The 25,804-nt window shown below is 33.3% G+C and carries 19 protein-coding genes and 3 tRNA genes; 11 read left to right on the top strand and 11 right to left on the bottom strand.

The genetic code is table 11. The annotated features are described in order from the left end of the window. The first annotated feature begins 75 nt into the window (after positions 1–75). The 5 genes from proS (at position 76) to rpsT (ending at position 2,342) form a co-directional block, all read left to right on the top strand. On the top strand, positions 76–1,554 hold the full coding sequence (gene proS / locus AC3E9W_RS05880; RefSeq protein WP_306156075.1) for a proline--tRNA ligase: 1,479 nt from the start codon (positions 76–78) through the stop codon (positions 1,552–1,554). A gap of 81 nt (positions 1,555–1,635) precedes the next feature. Continuing rightward, positions 1,636–1,707 (top strand) — tRNA-Glu (locus AC3E9W_RS05885). Between the two features lie 42 nt (positions 1,708–1,749). Continuing rightward, positions 1,750–1,821, top strand: a tRNA-Glu gene (locus AC3E9W_RS05890). Between the two features lie 42 nt (positions 1,822–1,863). Further along, a tRNA-Glu gene (locus tag AC3E9W_RS05895) sits at positions 1,864–1,935 on the top strand. A 155-nt stretch (positions 1,936–2,090) separates the two neighbouring features. Then, positions 2,091–2,342, top strand: a complete 252-nt coding sequence (gene rpsT / locus AC3E9W_RS05900; protein WP_089052957.1) for a 30S ribosomal protein S20 — start codon at positions 2,091–2,093, stop codon at positions 2,340–2,342. Between the two features lie 176 nt (positions 2,343–2,518). Here the strand turns inward: rpsT and AC3E9W_RS05905 are convergent, their stop codons facing one another. Continuing rightward, positions 2,519–2,926, bottom strand: a complete 408-nt coding sequence (locus tag AC3E9W_RS05905) for a response regulator (RefSeq protein ID WP_456897096.1) — start codon at positions 2,924–2,926, stop codon at positions 2,519–2,521. A gap of 5 nt (positions 2,927–2,931) precedes the next feature. Continuing rightward, positions 2,932–4,587 carry a PAS domain-containing sensor histidine kinase gene (locus AC3E9W_RS05910; RefSeq protein ID WP_488767474.1) on the bottom strand — a complete coding sequence of 552 codons (1,656 nt, stop codon included), beginning with the start codon at positions 4,585–4,587 and terminating at the stop codon, positions 2,932–2,934. A 222-nt stretch (positions 4,588–4,809) separates the two neighbouring features. Between AC3E9W_RS05910 and typA the strand changes: the two genes are divergently transcribed. Next, entirely contained in the window at positions 4,810–6,606 is a 1,797-nt protein-coding gene (gene typA / locus AC3E9W_RS05915; RefSeq protein WP_306156072.1) for a translational GTPase TypA, read from the top strand. Positions 6,607–6,815: 209 nt separating this feature from the next. Here typA and AC3E9W_RS05920 read toward each other — a convergent pair whose 3' ends face one another. The 3 genes from AC3E9W_RS05920 to AC3E9W_RS05930 are packed head-to-tail and all read right to left on the bottom strand — an operon-like array spanning position 6,816 to position 10,929. Then, positions 6,816–9,164, bottom strand: coding sequence for a choice-of-anchor L domain-containing protein (locus AC3E9W_RS05920; RefSeq protein WP_488767476.1), 2,349 nt, complete (start codon positions 9,162–9,164; stop codon positions 6,816–6,818). Between the two features lie 13 nt (positions 9,165–9,177). Beyond that, on the bottom strand, positions 9,178–10,014 hold the full coding sequence (locus AC3E9W_RS05925; protein WP_488767478.1) for an ABC transporter permease: 837 nt from the start codon (positions 10,012–10,014) through the stop codon (positions 9,178–9,180). A gap of 3 nt (positions 10,015–10,017) precedes the next feature. After that, positions 10,018–10,929 carry an ABC transporter ATP-binding protein gene (locus AC3E9W_RS05930; RefSeq protein ID WP_488767479.1) on the bottom strand — a complete coding sequence of 304 codons (912 nt, stop codon included), beginning with the start codon at positions 10,927–10,929 and terminating at the stop codon, positions 10,018–10,020. Positions 10,930–11,035: 106 nt separating this feature from the next. On the opposite strand from AC3E9W_RS05930, the gene AC3E9W_RS05935 reads away from it, so the two are divergent. Next, on the top strand, positions 11,036–12,088 hold the full coding sequence (locus AC3E9W_RS05935; RefSeq protein ID WP_306156068.1) for a hypothetical protein: 1,053 nt from the start codon (positions 11,036–11,038) through the stop codon (positions 12,086–12,088). Positions 12,089–12,102: 14 nt separating this feature from the next. Further along, a complete protein-coding gene (locus AC3E9W_RS05940) occupies positions 12,103–12,966 on the top strand; it encodes an SdiA-regulated domain-containing protein (RefSeq protein WP_488767481.1) in 864 nt (287 codons plus the stop codon). 371 nt (positions 12,967–13,337) lie between these two features. On the opposite strand, the gene AC3E9W_RS05945 is transcribed toward AC3E9W_RS05940, so the two are convergent. Next, positions 13,338–17,069, bottom strand: coding sequence for a metallophosphoesterase (locus tag AC3E9W_RS05945; RefSeq protein ID WP_488767483.1), 3,732 nt, complete (start codon positions 17,067–17,069; stop codon positions 13,338–13,340). 26 nt (positions 17,070–17,095) lie between these two features. On the opposite strand from AC3E9W_RS05945, the gene AC3E9W_RS05950 reads away from it, so the two are divergent. Next, positions 17,096–18,289, top strand: coding sequence for a Pycsar system effector family protein (locus AC3E9W_RS05950; RefSeq protein ID WP_306156065.1), 1,194 nt, complete (start codon positions 17,096–17,098; stop codon positions 18,287–18,289). A gap of 246 nt (positions 18,290–18,535) precedes the next feature. On the opposite strand, the gene AC3E9W_RS05955 is transcribed toward AC3E9W_RS05950, so the two are convergent. Beyond that, the gene (locus tag AC3E9W_RS05955; RefSeq protein ID WP_488767485.1) at positions 18,536–20,905 is read right to left on the bottom strand and encodes a GAF domain-containing protein; all 2,370 of its coding nucleotides are present in this window, start codon (positions 20,903–20,905) and stop codon (positions 18,536–18,538) included. Between the two features lie 226 nt (positions 20,906–21,131). Here AC3E9W_RS05955 and AC3E9W_RS05960 point away from each other — a divergent pair, with 226 nt between their 5' ends. Then, complete coding sequence (locus AC3E9W_RS05960) at positions 21,132–21,884, top strand: SDR family oxidoreductase (protein WP_488767486.1); 753 nt, start codon at positions 21,132–21,134, stop codon at positions 21,882–21,884. 72 nt (positions 21,885–21,956) lie between these two features. Further along, the gene (locus AC3E9W_RS05965) at positions 21,957–22,538 is read left to right on the top strand and encodes a TetR/AcrR family transcriptional regulator (protein ID WP_488767488.1); all 582 of its coding nucleotides are present in this window, start codon (positions 21,957–21,959) and stop codon (positions 22,536–22,538) included. A gap of 277 nt (positions 22,539–22,815) precedes the next feature. Here AC3E9W_RS05965 and AC3E9W_RS05970 read toward each other — a convergent pair whose 3' ends face one another. The 4 genes from AC3E9W_RS05970 to AC3E9W_RS05985 form a co-directional block, all read right to left on the bottom strand. Beyond that, positions 22,816–23,874 carry a nucleoid-associated protein gene (locus AC3E9W_RS05970; protein ID WP_488767490.1) on the bottom strand — a complete coding sequence of 353 codons (1,059 nt, stop codon included), beginning with the start codon at positions 23,872–23,874 and terminating at the stop codon, positions 22,816–22,818. Between the two features lie 45 nt (positions 23,875–23,919). Then, positions 23,920–24,279, bottom strand: a complete 360-nt coding sequence (locus tag AC3E9W_RS05975) for a four helix bundle protein (protein ID WP_306156060.1) — start codon at positions 24,277–24,279, stop codon at positions 23,920–23,922. Positions 24,280–24,391: 112 nt separating this feature from the next. Beyond that, entirely contained in the window at positions 24,392–24,934 is a 543-nt protein-coding gene (locus AC3E9W_RS05980; RefSeq protein WP_125719847.1) for an IS1096 element passenger TnpR family protein, read from the bottom strand. Positions 24,935–25,144: 210 nt separating this feature from the next. Next, positions 25,145–25,744 carry an HPP family protein gene (locus AC3E9W_RS05985; RefSeq protein WP_488767492.1) on the bottom strand — a complete coding sequence of 200 codons (600 nt, stop codon included), beginning with the start codon at positions 25,742–25,744 and terminating at the stop codon, positions 25,145–25,147. Positions 25,745–25,804 lie beyond the last annotated feature (60 nt).

Raw genomic sequence — 25,804 nt, forward strand, 5'->3', positions numbered from 1 at the left:
TTACAAAATTAGTTAGTTTTGTCAAACTATTTAGTTAAAATTGTATAAAACAAAATTTGTGCCAAAATATATAATATGAGTAAGAACCTCACTACAAGATCAGAAGATTATTCGAAATGGTATAACGAACTGGTTGTTAAGGCAGATCTAGCTGAAAATTCAGGAGTTAGAGGCTGTATGGTAATAAAACCATACGGATATGCTATTTGGGAAAAAATGCAAGCTGAGTTAGATCGTATGTTCAAAGAAACTGGACATCAAAATGCTTATTTTCCTTTGTTTGTACCGAAAAGCATGTTTGAGGCGGAGGAGAAGAATGCTGAGGGATTTGCAAAAGAATGTGCGGTAGTAACGCATTACAGATTAAAAAATGATGAGGAGAGACCAGGGAAATTAATGGTTGATCCAAATGCAAGATTAGAGGAGGAGCTTATCGTTCGTCCAACAAGTGAAGCAATTATCTGGTCTACATATAAAGGATGGGTGCAATCGTATAGAGATTTACCTTTGTTGATTAATCAATGGGCAAATGTGGTTCGTTGGGAAATGCGTACGCGTTTGTTCTTGAGAACTGCTGAGTTTTTATGGCAGGAAGGACATACGGCTCACGCAACAAAAGATGAGGCAATTGAAGAGTCAGAAAAAATGATGAACGTTTATGCTGATTTTGCTGAAAACTTTATGGCAATTCCAGTAGTAAAAGGTTTTAAAACTGAGACAGAACGTTTTGCTGGAGCTGATGAAACCTATTGCATCGAAGCATTGATGCAAGACGGAAAGGCGTTGCAAGCTGGTACGTCTCACTTTTTAGGGCAAAATTTTGCAAAGGCATTTGACGTTAAGTTTGCTAATGCTGAAGGAAAACAAGAACATGTTTGGGGAACTTCTTGGGGAGTATCTACTCGTTTAATGGGTGCACTTATCATGACGCATTCTGATGATCAAGGATTGGTATTGCCTCCAAATTTGGCTCCAATTCAAGTAGTAATTGTTCCTATATATAAGACTGATGAACAATTGGCTCAGATTTCAGAAGCAGTTAAAGATTTAACGGCTAAATTGAGAAAATTAAAAATCACAGTTAAATTTGATGATAGAACAACTCAAAAGCCAGGTTTTAAATTTGCAGAATGGGAATTGAAAGGTGTGCCTGTTCGAATTGCTGTTGGTCCAAAAGATTTAGAAAACGGAACTTTTGAGGTGGCAAGAAGAGATAATTTGACAAAAGAAGTGGTTGCTGGCGAAAAAATCGTTGAACACGTAAATGATCTTTTAGAGCAGATTCAAACTGATTTATTTGCAAAAGCATTAGATTATCGCAATACTCATATTACGGAAGTAAATAGTTTTGAGGAATTTAAAGAAGTTTTAGAAGGAAAAGGAGGCTTTTTGTCTGCTCACTGGGACGGAACTGCTGAGACAGAAGAAAAGATAAAAGAGTTGACAAAAGCGACTATTCGTTGCATTCCTTTGGATGCTGTTGAAGAGGCGGGAACCTGTGTGTTTACTGGGAAACCTTCTTCTAAAAGAGTGTTTTTTGCTAAGGCATATTAAAAAAAAAATATTTTTTTTTGTATCAACTATTGTGCAACTAAAAAATAGATGTATCTTTGCATCCGCATTAGAGAAATACACGGTCCGTTCGTCTATCGGTTAGGACGCCAGGTTTTCATCCTGGTAAGGGGGGTTCGATTCCCCCACGGACTACTTTTTTTTCTGCAATTTTTAAGTTCTTTAACTTGATATAATGGTCCGTTCGTCTATCGGTTAGGACGCCAGGTTTTCATCCTGGTAAGGGGGGTTCGATTCCCCCACGGACTACAACTTCAATTTTGTTTAAATTGAAGGTAACTTAGAAGAAACGGTCTGTTCGTCTAGGGGTTAGGACTCCAGGCTTTCGTCCTGGTAACAGGGGTTCGATTCCCTTACAGACTACAAAATTAGTTGTAAATAAGTTTTGTAAAATAAAGATTGGTGTCTCGGTTTTTATTTTATTAGTTAAAACCAAAGTGATTGTTTTTATAATTGTGGGAGGTTTTTCTTTTTTAACTAGTATTTATAATAATTATTACATCTAAAATTAAAAGAAAATGGCAAATCATAAGTCAGCATTAAAAAGAATCAGAAGTAACGAAAAAAGAAGAGTTCTTAACAGATATCAGCACAAAACTACTCGTAACGCTATCAAAGCTTTAAGATTAGCTACTGATAAATCTGATGCTACTGCAAAATTATCAACTGTAATCTCTATGATTGATAAATTAGCGAAAAAGAACATCATTCATGACAATAAAGCTTCTAACTTGAAGTCTAAGTTAACTAAACATGTTGCTAAATTGTAATTAATACAATTTTTAGATATACAAAAGTCCTCTTTTTAGAGGACTTTTTTTGTTATAGGTGGAAATGAAATTCCAAAAAACAAAATCCAAATTCCAATTTTTGTAAAGTTGGAATTTGGATTTTTTTTATTTGAGAATTTAAAAATTTTTGGAATTTGGAATTTTTTATTTGAGATTTATAGATCTATTTTCTTTTTAAGGTATTCCAGCATTGGCAGTGTAATAGGTTTTGAAAGGAAATCTATTATAATAGGATATTTTTTTGCTTTAGCAAGATCTTCAGGGTCAATAGTTGAAGATAGTACGATTACAGGAACAGTATTAAATTCTTTGTAATCTGGAGAGGTAAAATGATCTAAAAACTCCCATCCGCCCATAATGGGCATGTTTAAATCTAAAAAAATTAATTCGGGTCTTTTTTTTGCTTTATCGTTGGTGTACTTTAATACATTGAAATGATGAAGAGCTTCTTCGCCGTTTTGAGCTGTAATAACTTCATGAGAAAATGAAGATTTTGAAATTACTTTTTTGCATAACATCAATGTGATAGGGTCATCATCAATGCATAAAATCTGCTCAAGCATAATAATTAATTTTTAAATGTTATGGTAAATGTAGTTCCTTTATTAACCTCGCTATCGATAGAAATTGTGCCGCCCATCGTTTCTACTTGGGATTTTACCAGATATAATCCTAATCCTTTGCTGTCAGGGTAATTGTGGAATCTTTGATAAAGTCCGAATACTTTATCGCGATTTCTTTCCAAGTCAATTCCGATTCCGTTGTCCTTAAAGGTTAAAATTGTTTTTTGTTCTATTTGCTCGGCTGTTATAGATATTTTTAGTTTTCTGTTTTCTGATTTGTATTTTATAGAATTGGTAAGCAGATTTAATAATATACTTTCAATATAAGCTTTGTTGGTAATAAGTTCTGGGACTTTATCAAATTTAAGCTTAATTATTGGTTTGTGTAATTCAATTTGAAAGGAAAGTTGGCTAAAAACATTTTCAAAAACTTCTTTTAAAGATACTTCTTCTTTTTGCATGGAAGGATTGTCTTTAATAATAATAACTTTTACTAAATCGTTGATGGTTTCATTTAGTAAGTGAGTCGATTTTGTAAATCCGGCTAAAATTTCTTGAAGTTCTTCATTTTCTATCGGAATGTCTTCTATCAAATTTAGCAAACCAATTAAATTAGAAAGCGGCGCTCTAAGATTGTGGGAGGTGATGTAAGAGAATTGCTTTAAGTCTTTGTTGTTTTGTGTTAGTTCTCGAATAAGATGTTCTTTTTCTGTTTCGAGTTTTTTCTCATCTGTAATATCTCGCTGTATAGAGATCCAGTGCGAAATTACTCCTTCATTATTAAAAATCGGAATCATAGAAAAACGTACCCAATATTCTTCTTTATTTTTGGTATAGGTGATGGTTTCTATGAGACATTCTTCCTCATTTTTTATGGCTCTTAAAAGTTTTTTTAATTCATCAGAATCAGATTTTGGCCCTTTAAAAATGTTTGGAGATTTTCCAATAATTTCATTGGATTGATAACCTGACATTTGAGAAAATGCAGGGTTCACGTATACTATTTTTGGTATTCTTCGTTCTGACGAATTGGCTTCAGTAATTAAAATAGAATCTTTAGATTGAGTAATTACTGTTTCTAAAAGTTTTAATCGCTGTTCTTCTTCTTTTTGTTTGGTAATATCCTGAATTGCACCAATCATTCTGATGGCTCTTCCGTTTTCATCTTTTAATAAAAAACCTCGGTCCAAAACATATTTATACGAACCATCTGCACATCTAAAACGGTACTGATCTTGCCATTTTTCGGTTTTTTGTTCTATAAAAGAGTATAATTTTATGGACATTCGGATGCTGTCTTCTGGATGGATTTTGTCAAACCACCATTTAGAAGTTTTGCCTACTTCTTTTGGGTCATAACCAAAAACACCTTCAATTCCTTTGTTCCAATTAATGCTGTCCTCTTGAATTTTCCAGTCCCAAATGGTATCGCTTGTTGCTTTTGCTACAATGTCATACTTCTCATTTGACTCTTCTATTTCTTCGTTGGTTTTGTTTAACTTTTCAAAGATGGTGATGTTTCTTTTTTCGTTTTTTGAAAGAATAAAACTGAAAACTAGGCCAGTAATTAAAATAAAAGCAATGTCTTTTAATAAAGAAAGAAAAAGATATTCTGAAGAAGAAAAGTAGGTTATGAGTAATTTATGACATATCACTGCCATAATTATCGAGATGATTATATAAATAAGAGTAATTTGGAGAGTTTTACTTTTCATCACCTCAAATATAGTTAATTTAACTATAACTAAACGTATGTTAATGCCATTTTGAAACCGATATTTTGATGTTTTATATTAACTAATTGATTGTATATACGCAAACTATGTTAGAAACGTTTTTTTTTAGAAAATAAAGTGTACCTTTGCGCCCATTAAAAATCACAGATGGAATCTATTAGAAACATTGCAATTATTGCCCACGTCGATCACGGTAAAACCACTTTGGTTGATAAAATTATGTATCACTGTCAGTTATTTCGTGAAAACGAAAACACAGGTGATTTAATCTTAGATAATAACGATTTAGAGCGTGAGAGAGGTATTACTATTACTTCTAAAAACGTTTCTGTTCAATATAAAGGAACAAAAATCAATATTATTGACACTCCTGGCCACGCCGATTTTGGAGGTGAAGTAGAACGTGTGTTGAACATGGCCGATGGTGTATGTTTGTTAGTGGATGCTTTTGAAGGTCCAATGCCACAGACTCGTTTCGTTTTACAAAAAGCTATTGACTTAGGTTTGAAGCCTTGCGTAGTAATCAATAAAGTAGACAAAGAAAACTGTACTCCTGAAGAAGTTCACGAAAAAGTTTTTGACTTAATGTTTGAATTAGGTGCTACTGAAGAGCAGTTGGATTTCCCAGCGGTTTATGGTTCTGCAAAAAACAACTGGATGTCTGATGATTGGAAAAACCAAACAGAAAACATTGAGCCATTATTAGACATGGTTATTGCTAATGTGCCAGCTCCAAAAGTTTCTGAAGGTACTCCACAAATGTTGATTACTTCTTTAGATTTCTCTTCTTTTACAGGTCGTATCGCTATCGGACGTCTTGAAAGAGGTACTTTAAAAGAAGGAATGCCAATTTCTTTGGTAAAAAGAGATGGTAAAGTAATCAAATCTAGAATTAAAGAATTACACACTTTTGAAGGTCTTGGCCGTAGAAAAGTGGAAGAAGTCGTTGCTGGAGATATTTGTGCTGTTGTAGGTATTGAAGGTTTTGAAATTGGTGATACTATCGCTGACTTCGAAAATCCTGAAGCTTTACAAACAATTGCTATCGACGAGCCAACAATGAGTATGTTGTTTACAATTAACGATTCTCCATTCTTTGGTAAAGAAGGTAAATTTGTTACTTCTCGTCACATCCGTGAAAGATTGACAAAAGAGTTGGAGAAAAACTTAGCAATGAAAGTTGGTGAAACTGATTCTGCTGATAAATTCATGGTATTTGGTCGTGGTGTACTTCACTTATCTGTTCTTATTGAAACTATGAGAAGAGAAGGTTATGAGCTTCAAATTGGTCAGCCACAAGTTATCATCAAAGAAATTGATGGTGTTAAATGTGAGCCAATTGAGGAATTAACTATCGACTTACCAGAAAATCTTTCAGGTAGAGCGGTTGAATTCGTAACAATCCGTAAAGGAGAAATGCTTTCTATGGAAGGTAAAGGTGAGCGTATGATCATTAAATTCAACATTCCATCTCGTGGAATTATTGGTTTAAGAAATCAATTGCTTACTGCTACTGCTGGTGAGGCTATCATGGCGCACCGTTTCATTGGATATGAGCCATACAAAGGAGAAATTCCTGGACGTAACAACGGTTCATTAATCTCTATGGAAAACGGAAAAGCAATTCCTTACTCTATCGATAAATTACAAGATCGTGGTAAATTCTTCGTTGATCCTAACGAGGATATCTACGAAGGACAAGTTATTGGAGAAAATACTCGTAGCGACGATATGACAGTTAACGTTACTAAAACGAAAAAACTTTCTAACGTACGTTCTTCTGGAGCTGATGACAAAGCTAGAATTATTCCTGCTATCAAATTCTCATTAGAAGAAGCTTTAGAGTACATTCAAAAAGATGAATACGTTGAAGTTACTCCAAAATCTTTACGTTTAAGAAAAATTTACTTAAGTGAAACAGATAGAAAAAGATACAAAATCTAATTCGGTTTAACTTTCAAAATAAAAATCCCAAATTCCATCAAGGAGTTTGGGATTCTTTTTTTTAGATATATTTTAGTTTAATGTTTCAGATTTTATGTTTCAAGTTCAACTTGGAATTTGGAATTTCAAGAGTTTCAAATTTTAAATTTAAAATTTGAGATTCAGGATTTGGAATTTGGAATTTTGAGAATTTGGAATTTCCTAAAAACTTATCTTTTCAAACTAAAGTGCCCTTTTACATTTTTTCCGTTAGCAAAAAGCAGCGTAAACCAATAATCGTCTGAAGGCATTTCTCTACCGTTGAAAAGTCCATTCCAGCCTGCGCCAGTTTGAGTCATTTGTTTTAATAATTTTCCATAACGATCAAAAATAGAAATAGTGTAATTCGGCATTTGATCTAGGTCTTTAATTACCCATAAATCATTGATTCCATCTCCATTTGGAGTAAAGAAACGCGGATAATCTAAGACATATATTAAAAATGTATTAGACGGACCACAGCCGTTTTTGTCTCGGGCAATTGCATTATAAACTCCTGAAACAACTTGAGTAAAAGTCGGACTGTCTTGATAAACGATTCCGTCAAGAGAAAATTCATAATTTCCAACACCAGTATATTTAATTTGTACGGTATTGTCGGTTCCAGAAAAATCTTTTACATCTGCTCCAGTAATTGTAGCAGGTTCAGATAAAATGATTTTGAAATTTTTAGTTTTCTTACAGCCATTTTCATCTGTTACAGTTACAGAATAATCTCCCGCGCTATTAATGAATGCTGTATTTGTAGTGCTGTCATTATTAGTCCAAGTATAACTGCTAAAACCTGTAGCGACTGTTAAAGTCATTTCATCGCCTTTGCATAAATAACGTGTTTCCTCTTCAAAATTAGGCGGATCAAAAGTGTGCACAATTAATTCTACAGGAGCTATATCATAACAATCTGAACCATTTGCAGCTCGTGCGTAAATGGTCTGGCTATTTGGAGTTGTATTTTTAAAAATATTGTCTAACTTATTTGTTTCTGTAATAGCATCTGAAGCAGTTAAGAAATAATCGATTACTAATCCTGGAGGCAAACCAGATAAAATTTGTGGTGTTACTTGATCTTGTAAATTAAATTGATATAAACCGTCTTGTATTGCATCTCCATCACAGGTTTCTACTGCAGGTTGATTTGGAATAACAGTATTAGAAACATTTAGCGTAATTTCTGCTGTTGTTCCGCAGCCAAAAGTATTTTCAAGCTGTGCGTAAACAATTTGATTTGGAATTTTGTTGGTATAACGCTGCGGATTTGAGATCGGATTTGTTTTAGCTTGCGCGTCTGCCAAAGTTTCATAATACCCTTGATTGGTGATCTGAGGGTTATTGTTTTTTACAATGTTAGCTACTTTAGTCAGATCAAAAATCGTAAATCCATCACTATCGTCATCACATTGCAGTAAAGAAGTATTGGTTTTAGCAATTTCAGAAGTAAATTCGACAGTAATTTCTCCAACCGAAATACAGGTTGTGGTGTTTAGGTTCGCTTCAACTTTATAGGTTCCTGTTGAAGGTACAGCATAAGTAGAAGATGTTGCGCCTAGAATTTGAATGTAATTATTAGACGCATCTTTTTTAAACCATTTAAACGTATAATCTGTTGCGCTTAAATTGGTATTTAAAACAAAATTTTCGCCAAAACAAACTGGATTATTATTAGCAACTGTTCGGTCTTCTCCAAAATTTATTTTAGTTACAAAACTGCCCGCTTCAATAAAAACCGCCGAATTGTAGTGTCTTGTAGCATCATCAGCAACGACAAGTTTTAAATGGTATTTTTTATTTTGTATTACCTCTGTAGAAGCATTCATTACTATAGTTTGCCCCGCATAGTTCACAGGGCTTGCTACAGTATTATAGCCATTAAAGTAATTTTCGTTTACGGCTTCACATCCAGGTATTGGTCCAGTAATTCCATTAATTGTATTAATTTTAGGATGGACTGTTGTGGCTGAAACGGCTGTGGTAGTGTTGGGCAAAACCGCAAGATTTTTATAATTATCGCTGGTTCCAGCTTCTTTAATTAAGAATGCAAACCCATCAGAATATATACACGGAAAATTATTTTGATATTCATTCGAAGCAAAAATATAATTAAAGCTAATAGAATTGGTCAATGCTATAAAATCAAACTCTAAAACTGTTGCTTGCGTACTGTTGTTAATTCCTAAGGCAGTATTAAGATCGGGATCGCCATTCCAATTTTGAACTTGGGTTCCTTTAGAATCTTGTTGAATGTAAGGTCCTTGAGCTTTTACACTAGGCGAAGTGCTTAAAACGATTCCGCTAGCAAAAGGAAAGTTTGGACCAGCAGTGAAAGAACCGTAACTCTGCTCATTTGGAGTAGGGTTGCCGGTTGCATTTACACTCTCGGTATCAATACAAGAACTATTTATTAAAACATTTTGAATTAAATCTACAGGTGTTGCTGTTGGATTAACAGAAATATTCTGCGCACTGATTTTATGACAAAAACAGCACAAAATGAAAAATAGAAAAATTCTTAGGTGACTCATAGTAACAAATATACTACAAATCTCTATTTTTTAATAATTTGTAAGAAAAATAAACAAACACAAAAGTCCAAGCTAAAACAATTAAAACAGCAGAATAGTCGACACTAAAATCGCCTTCTGTGTTAATTCCGATTTGAGTTCCAATATTTTTAACTACAGAAAGCCTCGGACCTGGATTAACAATCAGATTTGACATTGATTCTAAAGGGAAAAATTGTGTGATTATTTTGTCAGTATCACTATTTGGGAAAATTTTAAAGGCTAAAGTTCCTCTCGCAATTGCTTCAACGATACTCCAAACTAAAAGAAAACCAAGTGCAAAAGCAGAACGTTTTACTAAGATTCCTAAAAATAGACAGAAAGAAAAGAATCCAGTTAGTTTAACAAAGAAGGCTAAAAGATAATCTAAGTCAGTAAAAATGATTCCAAATTCGGTATAAGAAGAAAAGGATAATCCTAAAAGCAAACTCATGATAAAAACGAAAACAGTAGATCCAAAAGCAAATAAGACTACAGTTAAGAATTTAGATAAAATAAATTCTTTTTTGCTTAGACCATCAATTAAATTCTGTTTTAAAGTTCCGTAGCTATATTCATTCGCCATCATCGAAACGATTACAATCGCTAGAAAAAATTTTAACCAAGCCGCTACATACGTATTAAAATGCCAGATAAATGGAAAATTAAAGATTCCCATTTCGGCCAAATGAAATTTAAAAACTCCGATATCAAATTTTATCGCGGCAATAAGAGCGATAAAAGAAAGTAAAACAAAATAAGTTAAGGTTAATACACGACTGGCTTTGTTCATCCAGATTTTTTGCAATTCTATAGAGAGAAGTCTTTTCATGGTTTAGTTTTTTTGAGCGATTGCGTTTTTGGTTAATTCTAAAAATTGAGCTTCTAAACTGTTTTTGCGTTTTACTAAATGGCTTAAAACAATATTTTTAGAAAATAAAAACTGATTTAAATCTGAAGCAGATAAATCAGAATTTATGTAAACTAAAACTTTCCCTTCTTCTTCAGCAATTCTATCAACAGCGGGATGTTCTAGCAAAATGGTTTTTAAAATCGAATTGTCATCTGCTTGTAATTCAAAGAATCCTTCGTTAGAAGACATTCCGTCAACTGGACCAGAATACAAAACTTCGCCTTTTCTTAAAACAATTACCTGCGAGCAAACTTTTTCTACTTCGTCCAATAAATGAGAAGCCAGTAAGATAGTCGTTCCCTGCGATGCAATTTTTTTAATAATATCTCGAATCTGATGAATTCCCTGCGGATCTAATCCGTTGGTTGGCTCATCTAAAATTAAAATTTCTGGATCGTTTAAAAGTGCTGATGCAATAGCCAAACGCTGTTTCATTCCTAAAGAAAAAGTGCTGAATTTGCTATCTTTTCTTTCGCTCAAACCAACCAATTCCAGTTTTTCGTTAACCTTAGAATAATTGATATTTTTGATTTTGCAAACCAATTTCAGGTTTTGCTCAGCCGTCATGTACGGATAAAAATTTGGTCTTTCTATAATCGCACCAACTTTTTTCAAAGCTTCGTGCGTTTCTATAGTGCCATCAAACCAGCGATAATTGCCAGAAGATTTATTAACAACGCTTAATACAATTCCTAATGTAGTCGATTTCCCGCTGCCGTTTGGCCCTAGAATGCCATAAACACGACCTTTTTGTATTTGAAAAGATACATTTTTCAAGGCCTGGATTCGGCCGTATCTTTTGCTTAAATTCTCAATGGTTAATATGGTTTCCAAATTTTTCTGGTTTTAGTTTTTAGTATGACGAGCCAATTTGATTTTTGTTACTTTAAATTCTAACATTAAATCGTATTGATGTAAATTTGTAATAAAGATATTCAAAATGAGCGAGCCTTTAATGGTATTAAAAAAACCGTCTTACCCTTTAACACAGCCACTTTTAAGTTACTTAGAGCGATACGAACGTATTTCTAAAGTTTCTGTGTTTTATGATGACTTGCTTCGTTTTACGGGTTCTATAAACGTTTACGATAAACATGATACCGATACGCTTTGGATTCGAGTGTATTACGGCGAATTTGAACGCAATGAAATTGATTTAAATTTAAAGAAAATCTATTCGCTTCTGCATTCTGATGGTAATAGTGAGATTATTCAGTTCTTGAATGTCGATGCGATTGATTACTGTACTTTCGGAAATTCGAAGCCTTTTAGAATTAAAGTTCGAAATATTCTCAATGACAATTACGTCCATTTTTATATTAAAAAAGCAGATGCTTCACGTATTTACGGATTGGAGTTGGAAGATATTCTTTCGCCAGATAAAATCAATTTTCTGGTTTATAAAGATACTTTGATCGAAGAGCATATTATCGGAATTCCAGGTGATGTTTTTATGGATACGCTGCTGGATAAATGCAGCGAGATGGAAAAAGCGCAGATTGCAAAAGAGTTTGTGAAATTTAACGAACGTTGTATGATTCGTCTTTTGGGAGACATGCGCGCTTACAATTATGTAATTGTTCCAATTCACGATTTTGACCAAGTAGTTTATAAAATTCGTCCAATCGATTTTGACCAGCAATGTTACGAAGGGAATTTTAAAGTGTATCGTCCGCAGTTTTTCAAGGAAAATTTCCCGATGATTCAATTAATTAAAGAAAAATTAGAAGAACGTTCGATTATTCAATATAAAGACGAAGAAAGAGCGATTTTGGCAAAACGTATTCATTCAGCCGAAACGAGAATTAAAAAACTATTAAATATCATGTGTCACGATACCATTTCGACACACGAACATTTGATGCAATTAAAAATGGAATTGTATCGTTATACGAACGACATGAAATTTAAAAACGCAAAATCGATGGGACACGTCATGCATGCCGCATTTGAATTTATCATTCGCAATTTTAAAAACACTAACTTGGTTTAAAAACAAAATAATATATGAAAAAGTCTTTTTTAGTTATCTGTTCAATTGTTTTATTAGCTTGTCAGAAGCAGTCTGGTTCTGATTTGAAAGAACTGTATTCGCTTCCGAAAAAATTAAAGGAAGTTTCGGGAATTACTTATTTTCCTGAAACGAAAACTCTTTATACTCTAGAAGACAGCGGAAATAAAAATGCCATTTACGCAATTGATTCTGAAGGGAAATTAAGTAAAACGATTACGATTTCTAATGCTACAAATGTTGATTGGGAAGATATTACAAAAGATAAATCTGGAAATATCTACATTGGTGATTTTGGAAATAATGATAACGAAAGAAAAGATTTATGCATTTATAAAGTAGCAAAAAATCAATTGAATAATGATTTGGCCAAAGCCGAATATAAAATCTCATTTTCGTATCCAGAACAAAAAGAATTTCCTCCAAAGAAAAAAGAAATGTTTTACGATGTAGAAGGTTTTTTTGAACTGAATGGCTATTTCTATCTTTTCACCAAAAATAGAAGCAAAGGTTTTGACGGAACTGCTTTTATCTACAAAATCAAAAATGCTGCAGGAACGCAGAAAGCAGTAAAAATTGGAGAATTTAAAACTTGCAGCAATTACAATCATTGTGTTCTAACAAGCGCAACAATTAGCCCAGACGGAAAAAAAGTAGCGTTATTGAGTCACGATAAAGTTGTTTTATTTAAAGATTTCAAAGGAGATTTATTCCATAAAGGAAAACAAACAGAATTGAATCTAAACCACTTCTCACAAAAAGAAGCCATGGTTTTTAAAGACAATAACACTTTACTTATCGCCGACGAAAAAACAAATAAAGTAGGAGGAAAGGTGTATGAGTTTTCGCTAAGCCACTAAGGTTCTGAGATGCTAAGTTTCTAAGAAAAAGTTAGCCACGAATTCACTAATTTTTTTTATGATAATTCGTGAATTCGTAGCTAAAAACTTTACGCCTTTGTGTCTTTGCAGCTAAATATTAGAAGCAAAAAAGTTAGCCACGAATTACACGAATTTCCACTAATTTCCACTAATTTTTATTCGATATGATAAAAAATATAATTCGTGAAAATTTGTGCAATTTGTGGCAAAAAAACTTTGTGTCTTCGTGCCTTTGTGGCAAAACCATAGAGGCAAAAAAAGTTAGCCACGAATTCACGAATCTAAATAAAATTATTCGTGAATTCGTGGCTAAAAAAAACTTTGCGACTTTGTGTCTTTGCGGCAAAACCTTAGAAACTGTAAGCCGCTCCAAAAATCACCCTTCCGATTTCGTCAGGAGATTTAAAGTAAGAGATTCTTGCTGTAATAACATTTATAGCGTTCAGCCAAAGTCCGCCGCCGTAATCTTGATGCCATTTCTTAGAATTTTCGCCATCAAGCCAAACCCTTCCGTAATCGAAACCACCTAAAATTCCGTATGTCATTGGCACAATCGTGCGCTGGATTTTTCCAATGCTTAAACGTAAATCTGAACTCTGAGAGAAATAAGAACTTCCTAAAAAACGCTCATTTCTAAATCCGCGTAAATCCGTATCGCCTCCTAACGAAGCACCTTGATAAAATTCGTAATTGTTATTTAAAATGGCTTTTCCTTTTAAATAAGTAGCCAAAATAAGTTTTCCGTTATGATCAATTTTATGCGTAAAACCTAAAATACTTTCCAACGTTGGGAAATTCTTTTTGGTTTCATCCAAATTTGTCGTCCAAGTTCCAGCAATCATAAAATGCATTCCCAATGTAGGTTTTGCTGCAAAATCAGAATTTTTAAATACATATTTAACTTTTAAGCTTCCAAAATTCTGACTGTTAAATACATCTGGATTTACAATTCCCGGAATATCAATGTATCGATTTTCAGTTTCTTCAACCGTCATTCTCTGGAAAATTGGCTGAATACTAAATTCGCTACCATATCTTCCAACGTGTCTGATAGCACCCGAAGCATTAAATTTTCTAATGCGCACACGGTTATAATCCATGCTTACTTCGTCATCGTATTGCGCTTCATTTCCGTATCCAAAATAGTTCATCGCAAAATTCGGAGTCGTATATAAAGATTCTACATCAATAACCCATTTTCCTAATAAACCAGGGAAGTGTGCCGCATAGTTAAATTCTAAACCGCCAGTAGCGAAATAGTAAAATGCATTAAAAATGTGACGTTGCGTATATGGATTTTGCTTGAAATTATTAACCGTATAATTGACATTGATTCCCACTTTTACACCATCATCTGGATTAAAACCAATATTCGGAAGTCCAGAAATTACATTGTATTTCGGTTTTTCGTAATTGTATAAATTAACATCGTAATCGTCTGTTAGTTGTGTCTGAGTTTTAGAATCTAAATTATACGTGTTTTCTTTTGATTTAAAATCGTAAACGATAACCTTTCTTCCGTTTTCAATGTTGTAAATATCATTGTTCTGACCACCAATTAAACGAATTTTGATGCTCGATTTCTGATCTCCTTTTACTTCAAAAGTGTCGTTGTCGTCCAATCCGTAAATCCAAAGATTTCTGGTTTTATTGTCGGTTACGGTTTTGGTGTAAAGCAATTCATCGCCTTCTTTTTTAACTCTGAAAACCTGAACTTCAATTTCTTTTTTCGTCTTATGATTCAAAACAAACTTGTCTTTTTTATCCGTTCCAGCCATCATAACCGTTTTGCTCAAAACGTCTGAATATTCACGAGCATATTTCTGAAGATCCTTTTTTCTATTTTTCAGTTTGGTTTTGATTTCGTCAATTGTTCCATCTTGAACTTCTTTTGGTAAGTTTTTGAAAGCCTGATCGATATCAGCATCAGTTAAATTTTCTTGAATATACTTCGCCTGTTCTACCCATTCTTTTTCTTGAGAAGTTCTTAAAAAAGCCAAATCCATTGGGTAAGGTTCTCTGCTTAACCATTTTACATTATCAATTTTATTTTTAAAAGTTCTCATATGACGCAATGCTGGAATATTCATTAAAAGTGAAAGCAACGCTCCGTCATATTTCACAAATGCCTGATCACGATCTCTCGGAATCGGTCTGTAAATCACTTTTCCATCTTCTTCATATTCAGCCCAGCGCCATTGATCGCTATGTCTGTCCCAATCTCCTAAAAGCATGTCAAACAAACGCGCTTTTATGTATTCTTTTTCATCAACTGTATATTTTTCATCTTTATGAAGATTCAGCATCATATCATCAGTTCCGATAATATTGCTTGGTTTGCCAAAATCTTTTCCGTCAAGATGATTGTCTGCGGGTCTTTCTTCGACCATATACAATTGATCTCCAAAACTCGCATTAAATTCGCCCAAACCATTTTGTTTCGGGACATAATATAAAATCGGATTAGTATGTCTCAATCGAATTTTATCAGACATATCTCCAATAACAAAAGAGGAATAAGGGTAAGAAGTAGTATAAAAATCAAACAGGAAATCCTCTACATACGTTTTGTCAAAGTCATTTACAATATATTGATCTTTAAAAGCAACGGACTGTAAAAATACCGTAGCACTTTTTTTCATAGCGCGCATCACATATTCACGTCCTTGAGGATCAGACATTCTTAAAGAAACCGATTGATGTCCACCGCCTTCGCGAATTGGTTTCAAACCGCCTTTTAGCGTATCTACGGTTGCAGTTTTTGCTTCAATTGGCAAACTATAATAGTATCTGTAATGTTTTCCAAATAAAAATCGGTGAAACGCACTCTTATCGGTCATTTTTGTAGAATAGATCGAAGTCGTCACTTTTGAAGGAAACTTATTCGGAATATCTGATGCCCAGTTGATTTCTTTTGCTTTTATGATTTCGCGCTCAAAAAGCATTTTCTCTTTGTTATTTTCATTTCCGTAAAAAGTAACTTTTGCATCACCGGTTTTAAATAAAGTCAAAGTGGCATAACCATTTTTGCCATACGAAAAATCATAAGGATTGATGGCTCTTGCTGCTTCAGATTTTGATCCTGCACCGCTAATAATCTGCTGGATATTTTCTTTGCTGATAAATTGGAGATTGTGATCGTGACCAGAAACTACAATTACATTTTTCTGCTTTTGCAAAAGTGTTTTAATTCTTTTAGCATAAATCGTATATTGCTTATTCTGAATATCCTGCGGACTAACTCCAGATGTTTTTCGCACTAAATTAATGAAGGAGCCAATTACAGGAAGCGGAATTTTTTGCTCTAAAGGAAATAATTGTTTTTCTAATGAAAATTGCCCGCCGTGAGTTCCGTTGCTTAATAAAGGATGGTGAATCGCCAAAACAACTGTTTTCTCTTGATTTTTGTTTAAAAGACTTTCTAATTCTTCAAAAAAATCTTCTCGGGTTTTAATTTCGCAATTGTCATTTATAGTTGGATGATTGTTCCAGTCTTCCAGAAACCATTCACTATCAACAGCTATCAATGTCGTTACACTGTCAATTTTTACATCCTCAATCGGGCAGGTTTTTCTTGGCAGAAAACCCTTTTTATCGTTTAAATATTTGGTTACAAAATCGGCTTGGCGTTCTAAACCTTTGATACCGCTGTACCAATCGTGATTTCCTGGAATTACGATTGTTCTTCCTTTAAAACCTTTCGTCAGTTTTAATTGATTCGTGAGTTTTGTTTCGGCTAAAGCCTTGTCTTCTGGATGATTATCACTAGGAAAACCTTTTGGATAAATATTATCGCCTAAGAAAAGAAGTGTTGATTTTTTACTTGCTTTTTTTAGTTTTTGGTGTAAAAGTTCTAAGGTTTGCTGTGCTTGTTCTTCGTCGGCATTTCCAGCATCACCAACAAGAAAAAAAGTATGTGCAATTTTTAGGGTATCAGTTGCGTTTTCTGTTTCGTTGGCGCTAACATTTTTCCCGTATTGCGGTTTGCTCGTCGAACAAGAATAAACAATGAATAGCGATGCAATTGCTAAAGAAAAGTTTTTAATCTTTGCAATAAAATGATTATCCAAAAACAATTTCATAATTTAGTGGTATAAAAATATTCTCTATGAATCTAATAGAACAATCCGAAGATTTCGTCAGTAATTTACTCAAAGATAAACTTTCTAATTTATATTCTTACCATAATTTTAATCATACTTTTACTGTTGTAACAGCGGTAAAAGAACTTTGTAAGAAAGAAGATGTAAAAGATGAGGACAAAGAAGCACTTTTGGTTGCCGCATGGTTTCATGATACGGGGTATATTGAAGGATATGAAAATCATGAAAAAGAGAGCACTAAAATAGCTGCTGAATTTTTACGTGAAAAAGGAAAATCGGAAGAATTTATAGCTTTAGTGTCGAGTCTGATTATGGCTACCGTTAAAGAATATGAGCCTAGAACACATTTAGAAAAAATTATTCGCGATGCAGATTATGCGCATTTAATGGGCGAAGAATATGCTACAACCTGCGAATTGCTTCGTCTGGAATTGAAAAATGCCGGAATAGTAAGTTTTTCTAATGCCGAATGGACGAGGGAAAATTTAAATTTCTTGTTGAATAAACACCGTTTTTACACCGATTATGCCTTAAGAAAATGGCAACCTCTGAAAGAAAAAAATCTATTATTAATTCAGAAAAAAATAAATAAGCAGGAATTGAAAGCGGCGGCGGCACTAGAAGAAGAAAATAAAAAGAAAGAAAAAGCAGAAAAGGCTGAAAAACCAGATCGCGGAATCGATACTTTATTTCGTGTCACGCTCGGGAATCATACGCGTTTGAGCGGTATTGCCGATAGTAAAGCCAATATTTTATTGTCTGTAAATGCCATTATTATTTCAATTGCATTATCGTCTATTATTCCAAAATTGGATAGTCCGAAAAATGCTCATTTAGTGGTTCCAACTTTTATTATGCTGATGTCTAGTGTAATTACCATTATTTTTGCCATTCTTTCTACGCGTCCAAAAGTAACTTCTGGTTTTTTTACCAGAAAGGACGTTGAAGATAAGAAAGTCAATTTGATGTTTTTTGGAAATTTCTATAAAATGCCTCTTGAAGACTATGACTGGGCAATGAATGAAATGATGAAAGACCGAGATTATCTGTACTCTACTATGATTAAGGATTTATATTATCTAGGATTGGTTTTACAGCGAAAATATAATCTGCTAAGAATTGCCTATAACTTTTTTATGGTCGGAATAATTATAACCGTTATTGCTTTTGTTATTGCTTTTAAAGGCCTTACCCTTTAGTTTATTTTTTGATTAAACACATAGAAACATAGATTTTTTTTTATTTAAAAAAGATTATTGAAGGAAACTGGTTTCTGACACATAGCTAAAAATGCAGAAAGCTTTGTCAAAGTTTTAAACTTTGACAAAGCTTTTTTATTTGGTATTTGACCCCGCTGGGGTCATACATACATTATCGTAATTTTTTGCTATAAATATTTGACCTCTTCGAGGTCTGTTTTTTGTTGATTCTAATCAACTTCCAGCTTAATTTATTTCATCCAACAAATCTTGATATGTTATTTTTTTTATTTCTGAAACTGTTGCGTTGTTGATTACTTTTACACGAATGGCTCTCAGACCAGAAACGCCCTGAAGATCTTCAACTTCAAATTGTTCAATTGAAGGTTCTAGGATTTTTTTGTGTTGCAGGTATTTAATATATTTTAAATATTCTGCTTCTTCGCTGTTTTGAGAATATACAATTGTGATTTTTTCTTTTTCTGTAATTCTTTCTGTACTTCCTTTAATGTGTGATTTGTCAATTCGTTTTTTAACGACTTCATATCTCGCATTGTAGGTTCCGTCTACATCAAAACGTTTTTCATCCATTCTAAAGCGGATGGAAAGAGGAGAGCTGAAAACCAAAATCAAAGAAGTAACGTCCAATTCATAAGGCAATGAAGTCTTCAAATCATGATGTTCCAACTCCATTTCGCACAAAGTCTGTAATTGCCATAAACGAAGGTTGTGCAAATACATAATGTCGAATGGTTTGGTTGGAGAAATTGAAGCTCCAATGTATAAATTGTGTTCTACACCATCTGTTTTAAAACGCTCGTAATAATGCGGATAAATCTGCTGTGCTTCAACTTGTTTTCTGTCTAAGACTGTTGCCAATCTTTTGTTGATAATAGACATTGCGTTATCAAACTTTTTTCTTTCCTGATAAAACATTCCGGTTTTTTCATCAAGATTATCAAAGTATGATGTAGTCAGCTTTTCGCTTTTTGCATTGCCTTGGGTGTTTTTTAAAATTGGATGAATTTCTTCTTCAATATAGCGCTGAACATGCTGTTCGGTATCTGCTTTTAAAGGAAAATCCAATTCACTTCTAAGCGACTCCAATTCAAATTTTCTTTGTTCCAAAAGAACAAGATTAGAATTTGGTTTTTGGTTGTCAAAAATTTCCAAAAGAGCCGTAAGCTGATTTTTTAAATCGATTTTTACGGTTTCATTTCGATGTTCAGACGAACCTTTTATATCAATCTGACCATACAACGGATATACATTTTTAAAAACGATTTCTTTAAAAATATAATCTTTAGTATGACTCATATTCTGAAAATAATTCTGCGATTCTCTCTTAAATTTCCAATACACACTTGGATGAATCGTAGTATATTCTCGCTGAATAATAGCCTCAATCTGATGTTGCATGTCGGTATTGTAGCGATCGATAGTATCAGTCAAATACGGCAGAACTAAATCTAATTTTGTAGCATTTACGCTGTTTAGATCTCGCGGATTTTTAGAAACCAATTCGACAACGCCCAATAAATGTCCGTTTTTAATAACCGGAGCAAAAATACAGCTCTGAATTCCTTGCGTTAATAAATGTTCGCCAAGTCTTTTATTGGTTGATTGCTCCGTAAATTTGCTGACGTTCGAAATAACAAAAGGTTCTTTATTGTCGAGTAAATTTTCGAAAGAACATCCGAAAAAAGCATTTTTACAATCTACTTCCTGATCGGCAGAAAGTAAAAAGCTTTTCATCTGATTTTCGTATTTAGAAGGTCTTATAAATTTCTCTTCCTCAGGATTATAAATGATAAAACCTACTTTTAGGTTCGGAAGATTAAAAATCGACTGAAAAATATTAGAAATTTCCTGATCTGTCGCAACTGTTTTTGGTCCAGGTTTCAGCAAATTACTTTTTAGTATAGAAATAGCACTTTCTGTTGTAGCATCAAACAAAGAAACAATTCCGAAACCTCTTAAAATCCAGCTTCCTTTTGGGAATTTAGATTTCCACAAATTAATATCGTTATAATTATCTATTAATTGATCAATATCTTCTTGAGTTAATGGAACAGAGTTTTCAGTTGGAATAATTTCCATAAAATCAGCATTATATAAAATTCTGTAATGCTTTTCTACACCATTTTCATCTGGAATGTCATAGAAAAAAGGTTGATTAAAATCAATACGCTGATTGTAATAGTAACTTAAAATTAGGCAACAATTATTAATATAGAATTGATGGTCGCTAAAATCACGAATTTCCATATAAAACTCGTCCCCAGCATTTTTAAGAATCTTTTTAAAGCGTTCTGAATAATTGAAAGAGATGTTTTGAAATGGAATCGTTACCGCTTTTATTTCGTTGTGCGTTAATGCGGTAGGAAATAAGTCAGCAAGAATGTTTTTGATTAAAGATTCATTTTTTTTGATAACTGAATAATCTGTGATTCCGGTTCGTAATTCTGGAATCAATTCAATTTGTTCTAAAATCGCTTTGGCATAGTTGGATCTGTAATCAACATCAGACAAAGCAATTTCTTCAAAAGATTCAATTAGCTTGTGAAATGAAATTATGGTGGTAAAAGGACTTTCTTTAAAAAATTGAATATCCATGGGAGTAATTTTTTAATGCAAAATTAAGGATAAATTAAGAATGCTCGACATTTTTCGATTTCTTTCGTCTATGGCTGCATAATAGTTTTCCTTATAATTAAAGGCTTTAGAAAAGCAGTATTTTATTTTAACTAAAAATTAACATATTAAATAACGGAACGATCGTTCCGTTATTATATTTTTGTATCATAATAATTGAATAATCAATAACTTAAAAACAAATAAAATGAAAAATTTAGAAAACAAAGTAGCTATAGTAACTGGCGGTAATAGCGGAATTGGATACGCAGCAGCGGCAGATTTAGCAGCTAAAGGTGCAAAGGTCATTGTAACTGGAAGAAACAAAGCAGCTATAGAAAAAGCGGAATCAGAATTGGGAGTAAAAGGAATTGTAGCCGACCAATCTGATTTAAAATCGATCGATAATTTGGTTGAAGAAGTAAAAGCACAATACGGAAAAATTGATATTGTATTCTTAAATGCTGGTACAGCGTCATTTGCGCCTTTAGATTTAGCTTCTGAAGATCATTATGATACTATCATGAATGTGAACGTAAAAGGGGTTTATTTTTCAGTTCAAAAACTGCTTCCAATTTTAAACGACGGTGGTTCTATCATTTTTAATACTTCTATCAATGCACACGTCGGAATGCCAAATTCTAGTGTTTATGCAGCAAGTAAAGCGGCAGTATTATCTTTTAATAAAGTATTTGCAACCGAATTGGCTCCAAGAAAAATTAGAGTAAATGCTGTTTCTCCTGGGCCAGTTGAAACGCCGCTTTATGGTAAGTTAGGTTTAGAAAAACATGAAGTTGAAGGTTTTGGAGCTGTATTAAGCGAAAAGATTTTATTGAAACGTTTTGGACAATCATCAGAAGTTGCTAAAACTGTAAGTTTCTTAGCTTCAGATGATGCTTCTTTCATTACAGGAACTGAAATAGTGGTAGACGGTGGGCTTACAGTAAATTCTGTAGTTTAATTTTTGCTTTAATTTAGGAACGATTGTTCCGTATTTTTTGTATCTTTACAGTGTAATTCAAATTTTGAAGTCATGGCTAGAACAAAAGAATTTAATGAAGATCAGGCTTTAGACAAAGCGGTAGAAATTTTTTGGCACAAAGGTTACAACGGCACTTCGGCGCAGGATTTGGTCACACATTTGGGATTGAGTCGTTCGAGTTTGTACGATACTTTTGGGGATAAGCGGCAACTTTTTTTTAAAGCTTTGAAAAAATACCAGATTCAAGGTCAAGATGCTATAAAAGAACTTTTGGAAGAATCGGAAGATATAAAGGAGGCTTTTACTCAAATTTTTAAACAAGCTGTAAAAGAAAGCCTTGAAGACCGAATTACAAAAGGCTGTTTTATGGTAAACTCTTCAGTCGAATTAGCCATGCATGACGAAAATATTGCTAAAGTGGTAAGCGAGAATCGCCAAACAATGGAAGATATTTTTCTAAATGCGGTAGAAAAAGGGCAGAAGGCAGGACAAATTTCGACCAAACTTGATGCGCTCACACTGTCCAGATTTTTATACAATAATTATTCTGGAATTCGGGTTTTAGCTAGAGCTGGCGAAAAAAACAAACAAGTTTATGATGATATTCTAAAAGCGATGTTTAGTTTGTTTTAATCTATAAAGTTTAAAGCAATACTAAATGCTAATTATTTTAAACGTAAAGATCGCAAAGGATTTTATTTAAGATTTTCAAACCAACGCAAAGAGTTCGCAAAGCTTTGTCCATACTGCTTTGCGAACTTTTTATATAAAGATAAAACAAACCGAGTTTTAAAAACTTAGCGATCTTTGCGTTTAAATTTTAAAAATTATAAAGAAATAAAAAACGGCAGTTACAAATTGTAATTGCCGTTTTTTGTGTTGTAAGTAAGTAATAGAAAATGAAAACTTCTTAGCTTTTTTCTTCTTTGTTGAAGTAAACTAAGTAGTAATACATTTGTTTTTCTTCATCCCAGCCTTTTTCAACAAATTTTTCTGCACTTTCAGGATTAATAAAATCCATTTTAATCTGAATGTGAGTATCCAGATTAATTACGTTTTTAATCGATTTTCTAGCGTCAGAAACTGCTGCGTTGGCAATAGGGAATGAGGTTACATCTTCGATGCTGTATTTTTCTCCTTTATCAACTTTATAGTTTTTAAATTCAGGAATCAAATCAGGATTGTCTAGTACTTCATTCAAGAAATTCTGCTCTTCAAACTGATCATTTTTAGCGAAATAATTCACAGATCGGTTCATAAACATTACTTCCTCTTTCTTATCTTCTGCTGGCAAAACAACGTCTTTTGCGAAGTTTTGACAGAATTTTAAATATTTTTTAGTGATGAAATTTTCATCTTCAAAAGCATCAACAGATAAAAAGTGCTCTAGCCAGTAACGCGCATCATAACGGTTGCTGTCTACAGTCAGGATTTTGTATCCTTCTTCTTTTTTGTAATTGAAAATCAGACATCCTTTATCCAATTTACTTAGGTTAATTCCCTGCTGTAAAATCATTTCAAGGTTGCTTCCGTTTTCTTCAAACTGTAAAAAGTCTGCTTGAAGTTCGCTTTTAAAAATTCCGATTGCATCAACAACATTGTTATCAATACTAAGATTAGTCAAATAAGTCACATAAACCTCTCCGTTTTTAATGTGCGGGTGATTCGACTGCTCGTATAAATGCTTCGTGATATTTTTAGAAACCTCATGAATATTAGCCGGATTAGAAAAAATCTCAGTTGCGTATTTAAACATGTCGTTGTAGTCCAAGTCCACTTCGTGTGCAAACTGATAGTAGTTTTCTTCTTTTTCTCTAAAAGGCTTAAAAAAGAATTCTTTTATCAAAGGAACAATTTCATCATTCAAATTAAATGGCTGCTCCGATAAAAAAATAGCTTCATTACGGCTTTTGTTTCCTACGCGATGTATCGCAAGGGTATCGATGTGGGTGTTGAATAGGTTGATCATTTTTTTTCTAGTTTCATAGAAACAAAGTGACAAAGAGACAAAGGTTTATTTGCGGTCTTTTAATTTTTTTATAAAAGCGCTCAGCATTCGTTCCAATTCTCTACTTTCTCCGTTTGTTTTACTGAATTGATACTCGTTTATATATTTTAAATTGAATGAAATTTCAAGTTGTGTCTGCATTTCGAATAATGATGACATAGAAATATTTAAGAATCTTAATAATTCAATTTTTCCATCTCTGCCGTATCCTTCAGCAATATTACTAGGTATTGATATTGAGGATCTTCTAATTTGCGAAGATAACCCATAAATTTCTTCTTTTGGAAATGAATTTGTTAGTTGGTAAATTTCAGTTACCAGATTCATAGATTTTTGCCAGATAAAAAGGTCTCGAAAAGTTTTCATATTTTATATTTAGAAAATTAAATACAAAAATAAGAAAAAACTTACAAAGTGTTAATTCCTAAAAGCAAAAAACTTTGCTACTTTGTCACTCTGTCACTTTGAATCTATAAAACTAATTCCAATTCTCCTCAAATCCATAATCTTCGAAGCTGTCGTCGCCTTCGAACATGTCAAGATCATCTTCGTCAAGATCGTCTTCAAATTCTCCGTAGATATCGTCGTGCATGTCATCTGCCTCAAAGTTTTTTTCGATGGCGTCTGCTGGCATTTCACCGTGAGAAAATAAAGTTTCTGGATAGGTAACTCCAACTTGTTCATCTTCTACAGCAGCCAATTCAACTAAGAAAGTCCACATGCTGATGAAGTCATAAACGTAGATAATCTTTGTGTTTTCTTTGTCTAAAATACTAGATAACGGATAATCGTTCATGGTTCTTATTTCGCCAGGAACATCTCCTGTATCAAAAAGCGGAATTTCATCTTCTTGATTCCAAGTATCATCACAAGTATAAAATGAAGCCACTTCTGATCCGTCAAAGCCAAAAGAGTTGAAGATTGCATTGTGTAAATCCTCAAGTGTATCCTCCTCAAGAATTGCAATGTCTCTGAAAATATCTTCTTCGGCGTCTAGAATAACTCTAAATTTATAAACCATAATCTTTGTTTTTATTGAGAGGTCAAAGGTAAAATATAAAAAACGAAATACGAATCTCGAATCGTGATTTGTTGAAAAGATTTTAATCTTCTGGTTTTCTGTTTTTTAATTATTCCGGTCCTGCAAGGTTTCCAAAACCTTGTAGGTCTGTTTTTGTTGTTAAAGTTATACCTACAAGGTTTTGGAAAACTTGCAGGAAAGAAACAAAAACTATTTTCTCGCCAATCTCTTTCTTAATTTATGATAGTGCTTGTGATACGTGCTATGACTCGGATAACTTCTGCTCGAAGTCATATTATTAAAAATTAAAGCTGTTAAAAGTAAAATCAGAACTCCTGTAAAAACTGGTGAAAGAACATACATATATCCTAAAGCTTTTACTTTTTCTGTCCCTATAACCGCGATTAAAGCTGTTGCTCCTCCAGGCGGATGAAGCGTTTTGGTAATCTGCATTAAAATAATGGCAATTGAAACCGCAAGAGGCGCAGCAAGCCACATAATGTCTGGAACCAGTTTATGAACTGTAACCCCAACAAAAGCAGAAATTACATGTCCGCCAACTAAATTTCGTGGTTGAGAAAACGGACTCTGAATAATTCCATAAACCAAAACACTCGACGCTCCAAAAGAACCAATTAAATAAACTGCATCTGAACCCGAAAAATGTATGGATTGCACATAAGCCAAAATTCCGATTCCGACGAAAGAACCTAAAAATGACCAAAAGTGTTCTTTATAATCAATTAATGTTTCTTTATATAAAATGTAGCGTGTTTTTCGATAGCTTCTTTTTATTTTTTCAGTTGGCATAATGTGTGGTATTTTACTTGAGCGTTGTGCTTTTTAATACATTTCGATCCCTGCTATTAA

The organism is Flavobacterium sp. 38, from assembly GCF_057799715.1.

Bases quoted from the DNA above. Each gene is read 5' to 3' on its own strand.
- proS (WP_306156075.1), top strand. From the start codon at position 76: ATGAGTAAGAACCTCACTACAAGATCAGAAGATTATTCGAAATGGTAT.
- rpsT (WP_089052957.1), top strand. From the start codon at position 2,091: ATGGCAAATCATAAGTCAGCATTAAAAAGAATCAGAAGTAACGAAAAA.
- AC3E9W_RS05905 (WP_456897096.1), bottom strand. From the start codon at position 2,926: ATGCTTGAGCAGATTTTATGCATTGATGATGACCCTATCACATTGATG.
- AC3E9W_RS05910 (WP_488767474.1), bottom strand. From the start codon at position 4,587: ATGGCAGTGATATGTCATAAATTACTCATAACCTACTTTTCTTCTTCA.
- typA (WP_306156072.1), top strand. From the start codon at position 4,810: ATGGAATCTATTAGAAACATTGCAATTATTGCCCACGTCGATCACGGT.
- AC3E9W_RS05920 (WP_488767476.1), bottom strand. From the start codon at position 9,164: ATGAGTCACCTAAGAATTTTTCTATTTTTCATTTTGTGCTGTTTTTGT.
- AC3E9W_RS05925 (WP_488767478.1), bottom strand. From the start codon at position 10,014: ATGAAAAGACTTCTCTCTATAGAATTGCAAAAAATCTGGATGAACAAA.
- AC3E9W_RS05935 (WP_306156068.1), top strand. From the start codon at position 11,036: ATGAGCGAGCCTTTAATGGTATTAAAAAAACCGTCTTACCCTTTAACA.
- AC3E9W_RS05940 (WP_488767481.1), top strand. From the start codon at position 12,103: ATGAAAAAGTCTTTTTTAGTTATCTGTTCAATTGTTTTATTAGCTTGT.
- AC3E9W_RS05945 (WP_488767483.1), bottom strand. From the start codon at position 17,069: ATGAAATTGTTTTTGGATAATCATTTTATTGCAAAGATTAAAAACTTT.
- AC3E9W_RS05950 (WP_306156065.1), top strand. From the start codon at position 17,096: ATGAATCTAATAGAACAATCCGAAGATTTCGTCAGTAATTTACTCAAA.
- AC3E9W_RS05955 (WP_488767485.1), bottom strand. From the start codon at position 20,905: ATGGATATTCAATTTTTTAAAGAAAGTCCTTTTACCACCATAATTTCA.
- AC3E9W_RS05960 (WP_488767486.1), top strand. From the start codon at position 21,132: ATGAAAAATTTAGAAAACAAAGTAGCTATAGTAACTGGCGGTAATAGC.
- AC3E9W_RS05965 (WP_488767488.1), top strand. From the start codon at position 21,957: ATGGCTAGAACAAAAGAATTTAATGAAGATCAGGCTTTAGACAAAGCG.
- AC3E9W_RS05970 (WP_488767490.1), bottom strand. From the start codon at position 23,874: ATGATCAACCTATTCAACACCCACATCGATACCCTTGCGATACATCGC.
- AC3E9W_RS05975 (WP_306156060.1), bottom strand. From the start codon at position 24,279: ATGAAAACTTTTCGAGACCTTTTTATCTGGCAAAAATCTATGAATCTG.
- AC3E9W_RS05980 (WP_125719847.1), bottom strand. From the start codon at position 24,934: ATGGTTTATAAATTTAGAGTTATTCTAGACGCCGAAGAAGATATTTTC.
- AC3E9W_RS05985 (WP_488767492.1), bottom strand. From the start codon at position 25,744: ATGCCAACTGAAAAAATAAAAAGAAGCTATCGAAAAACACGCTACATT.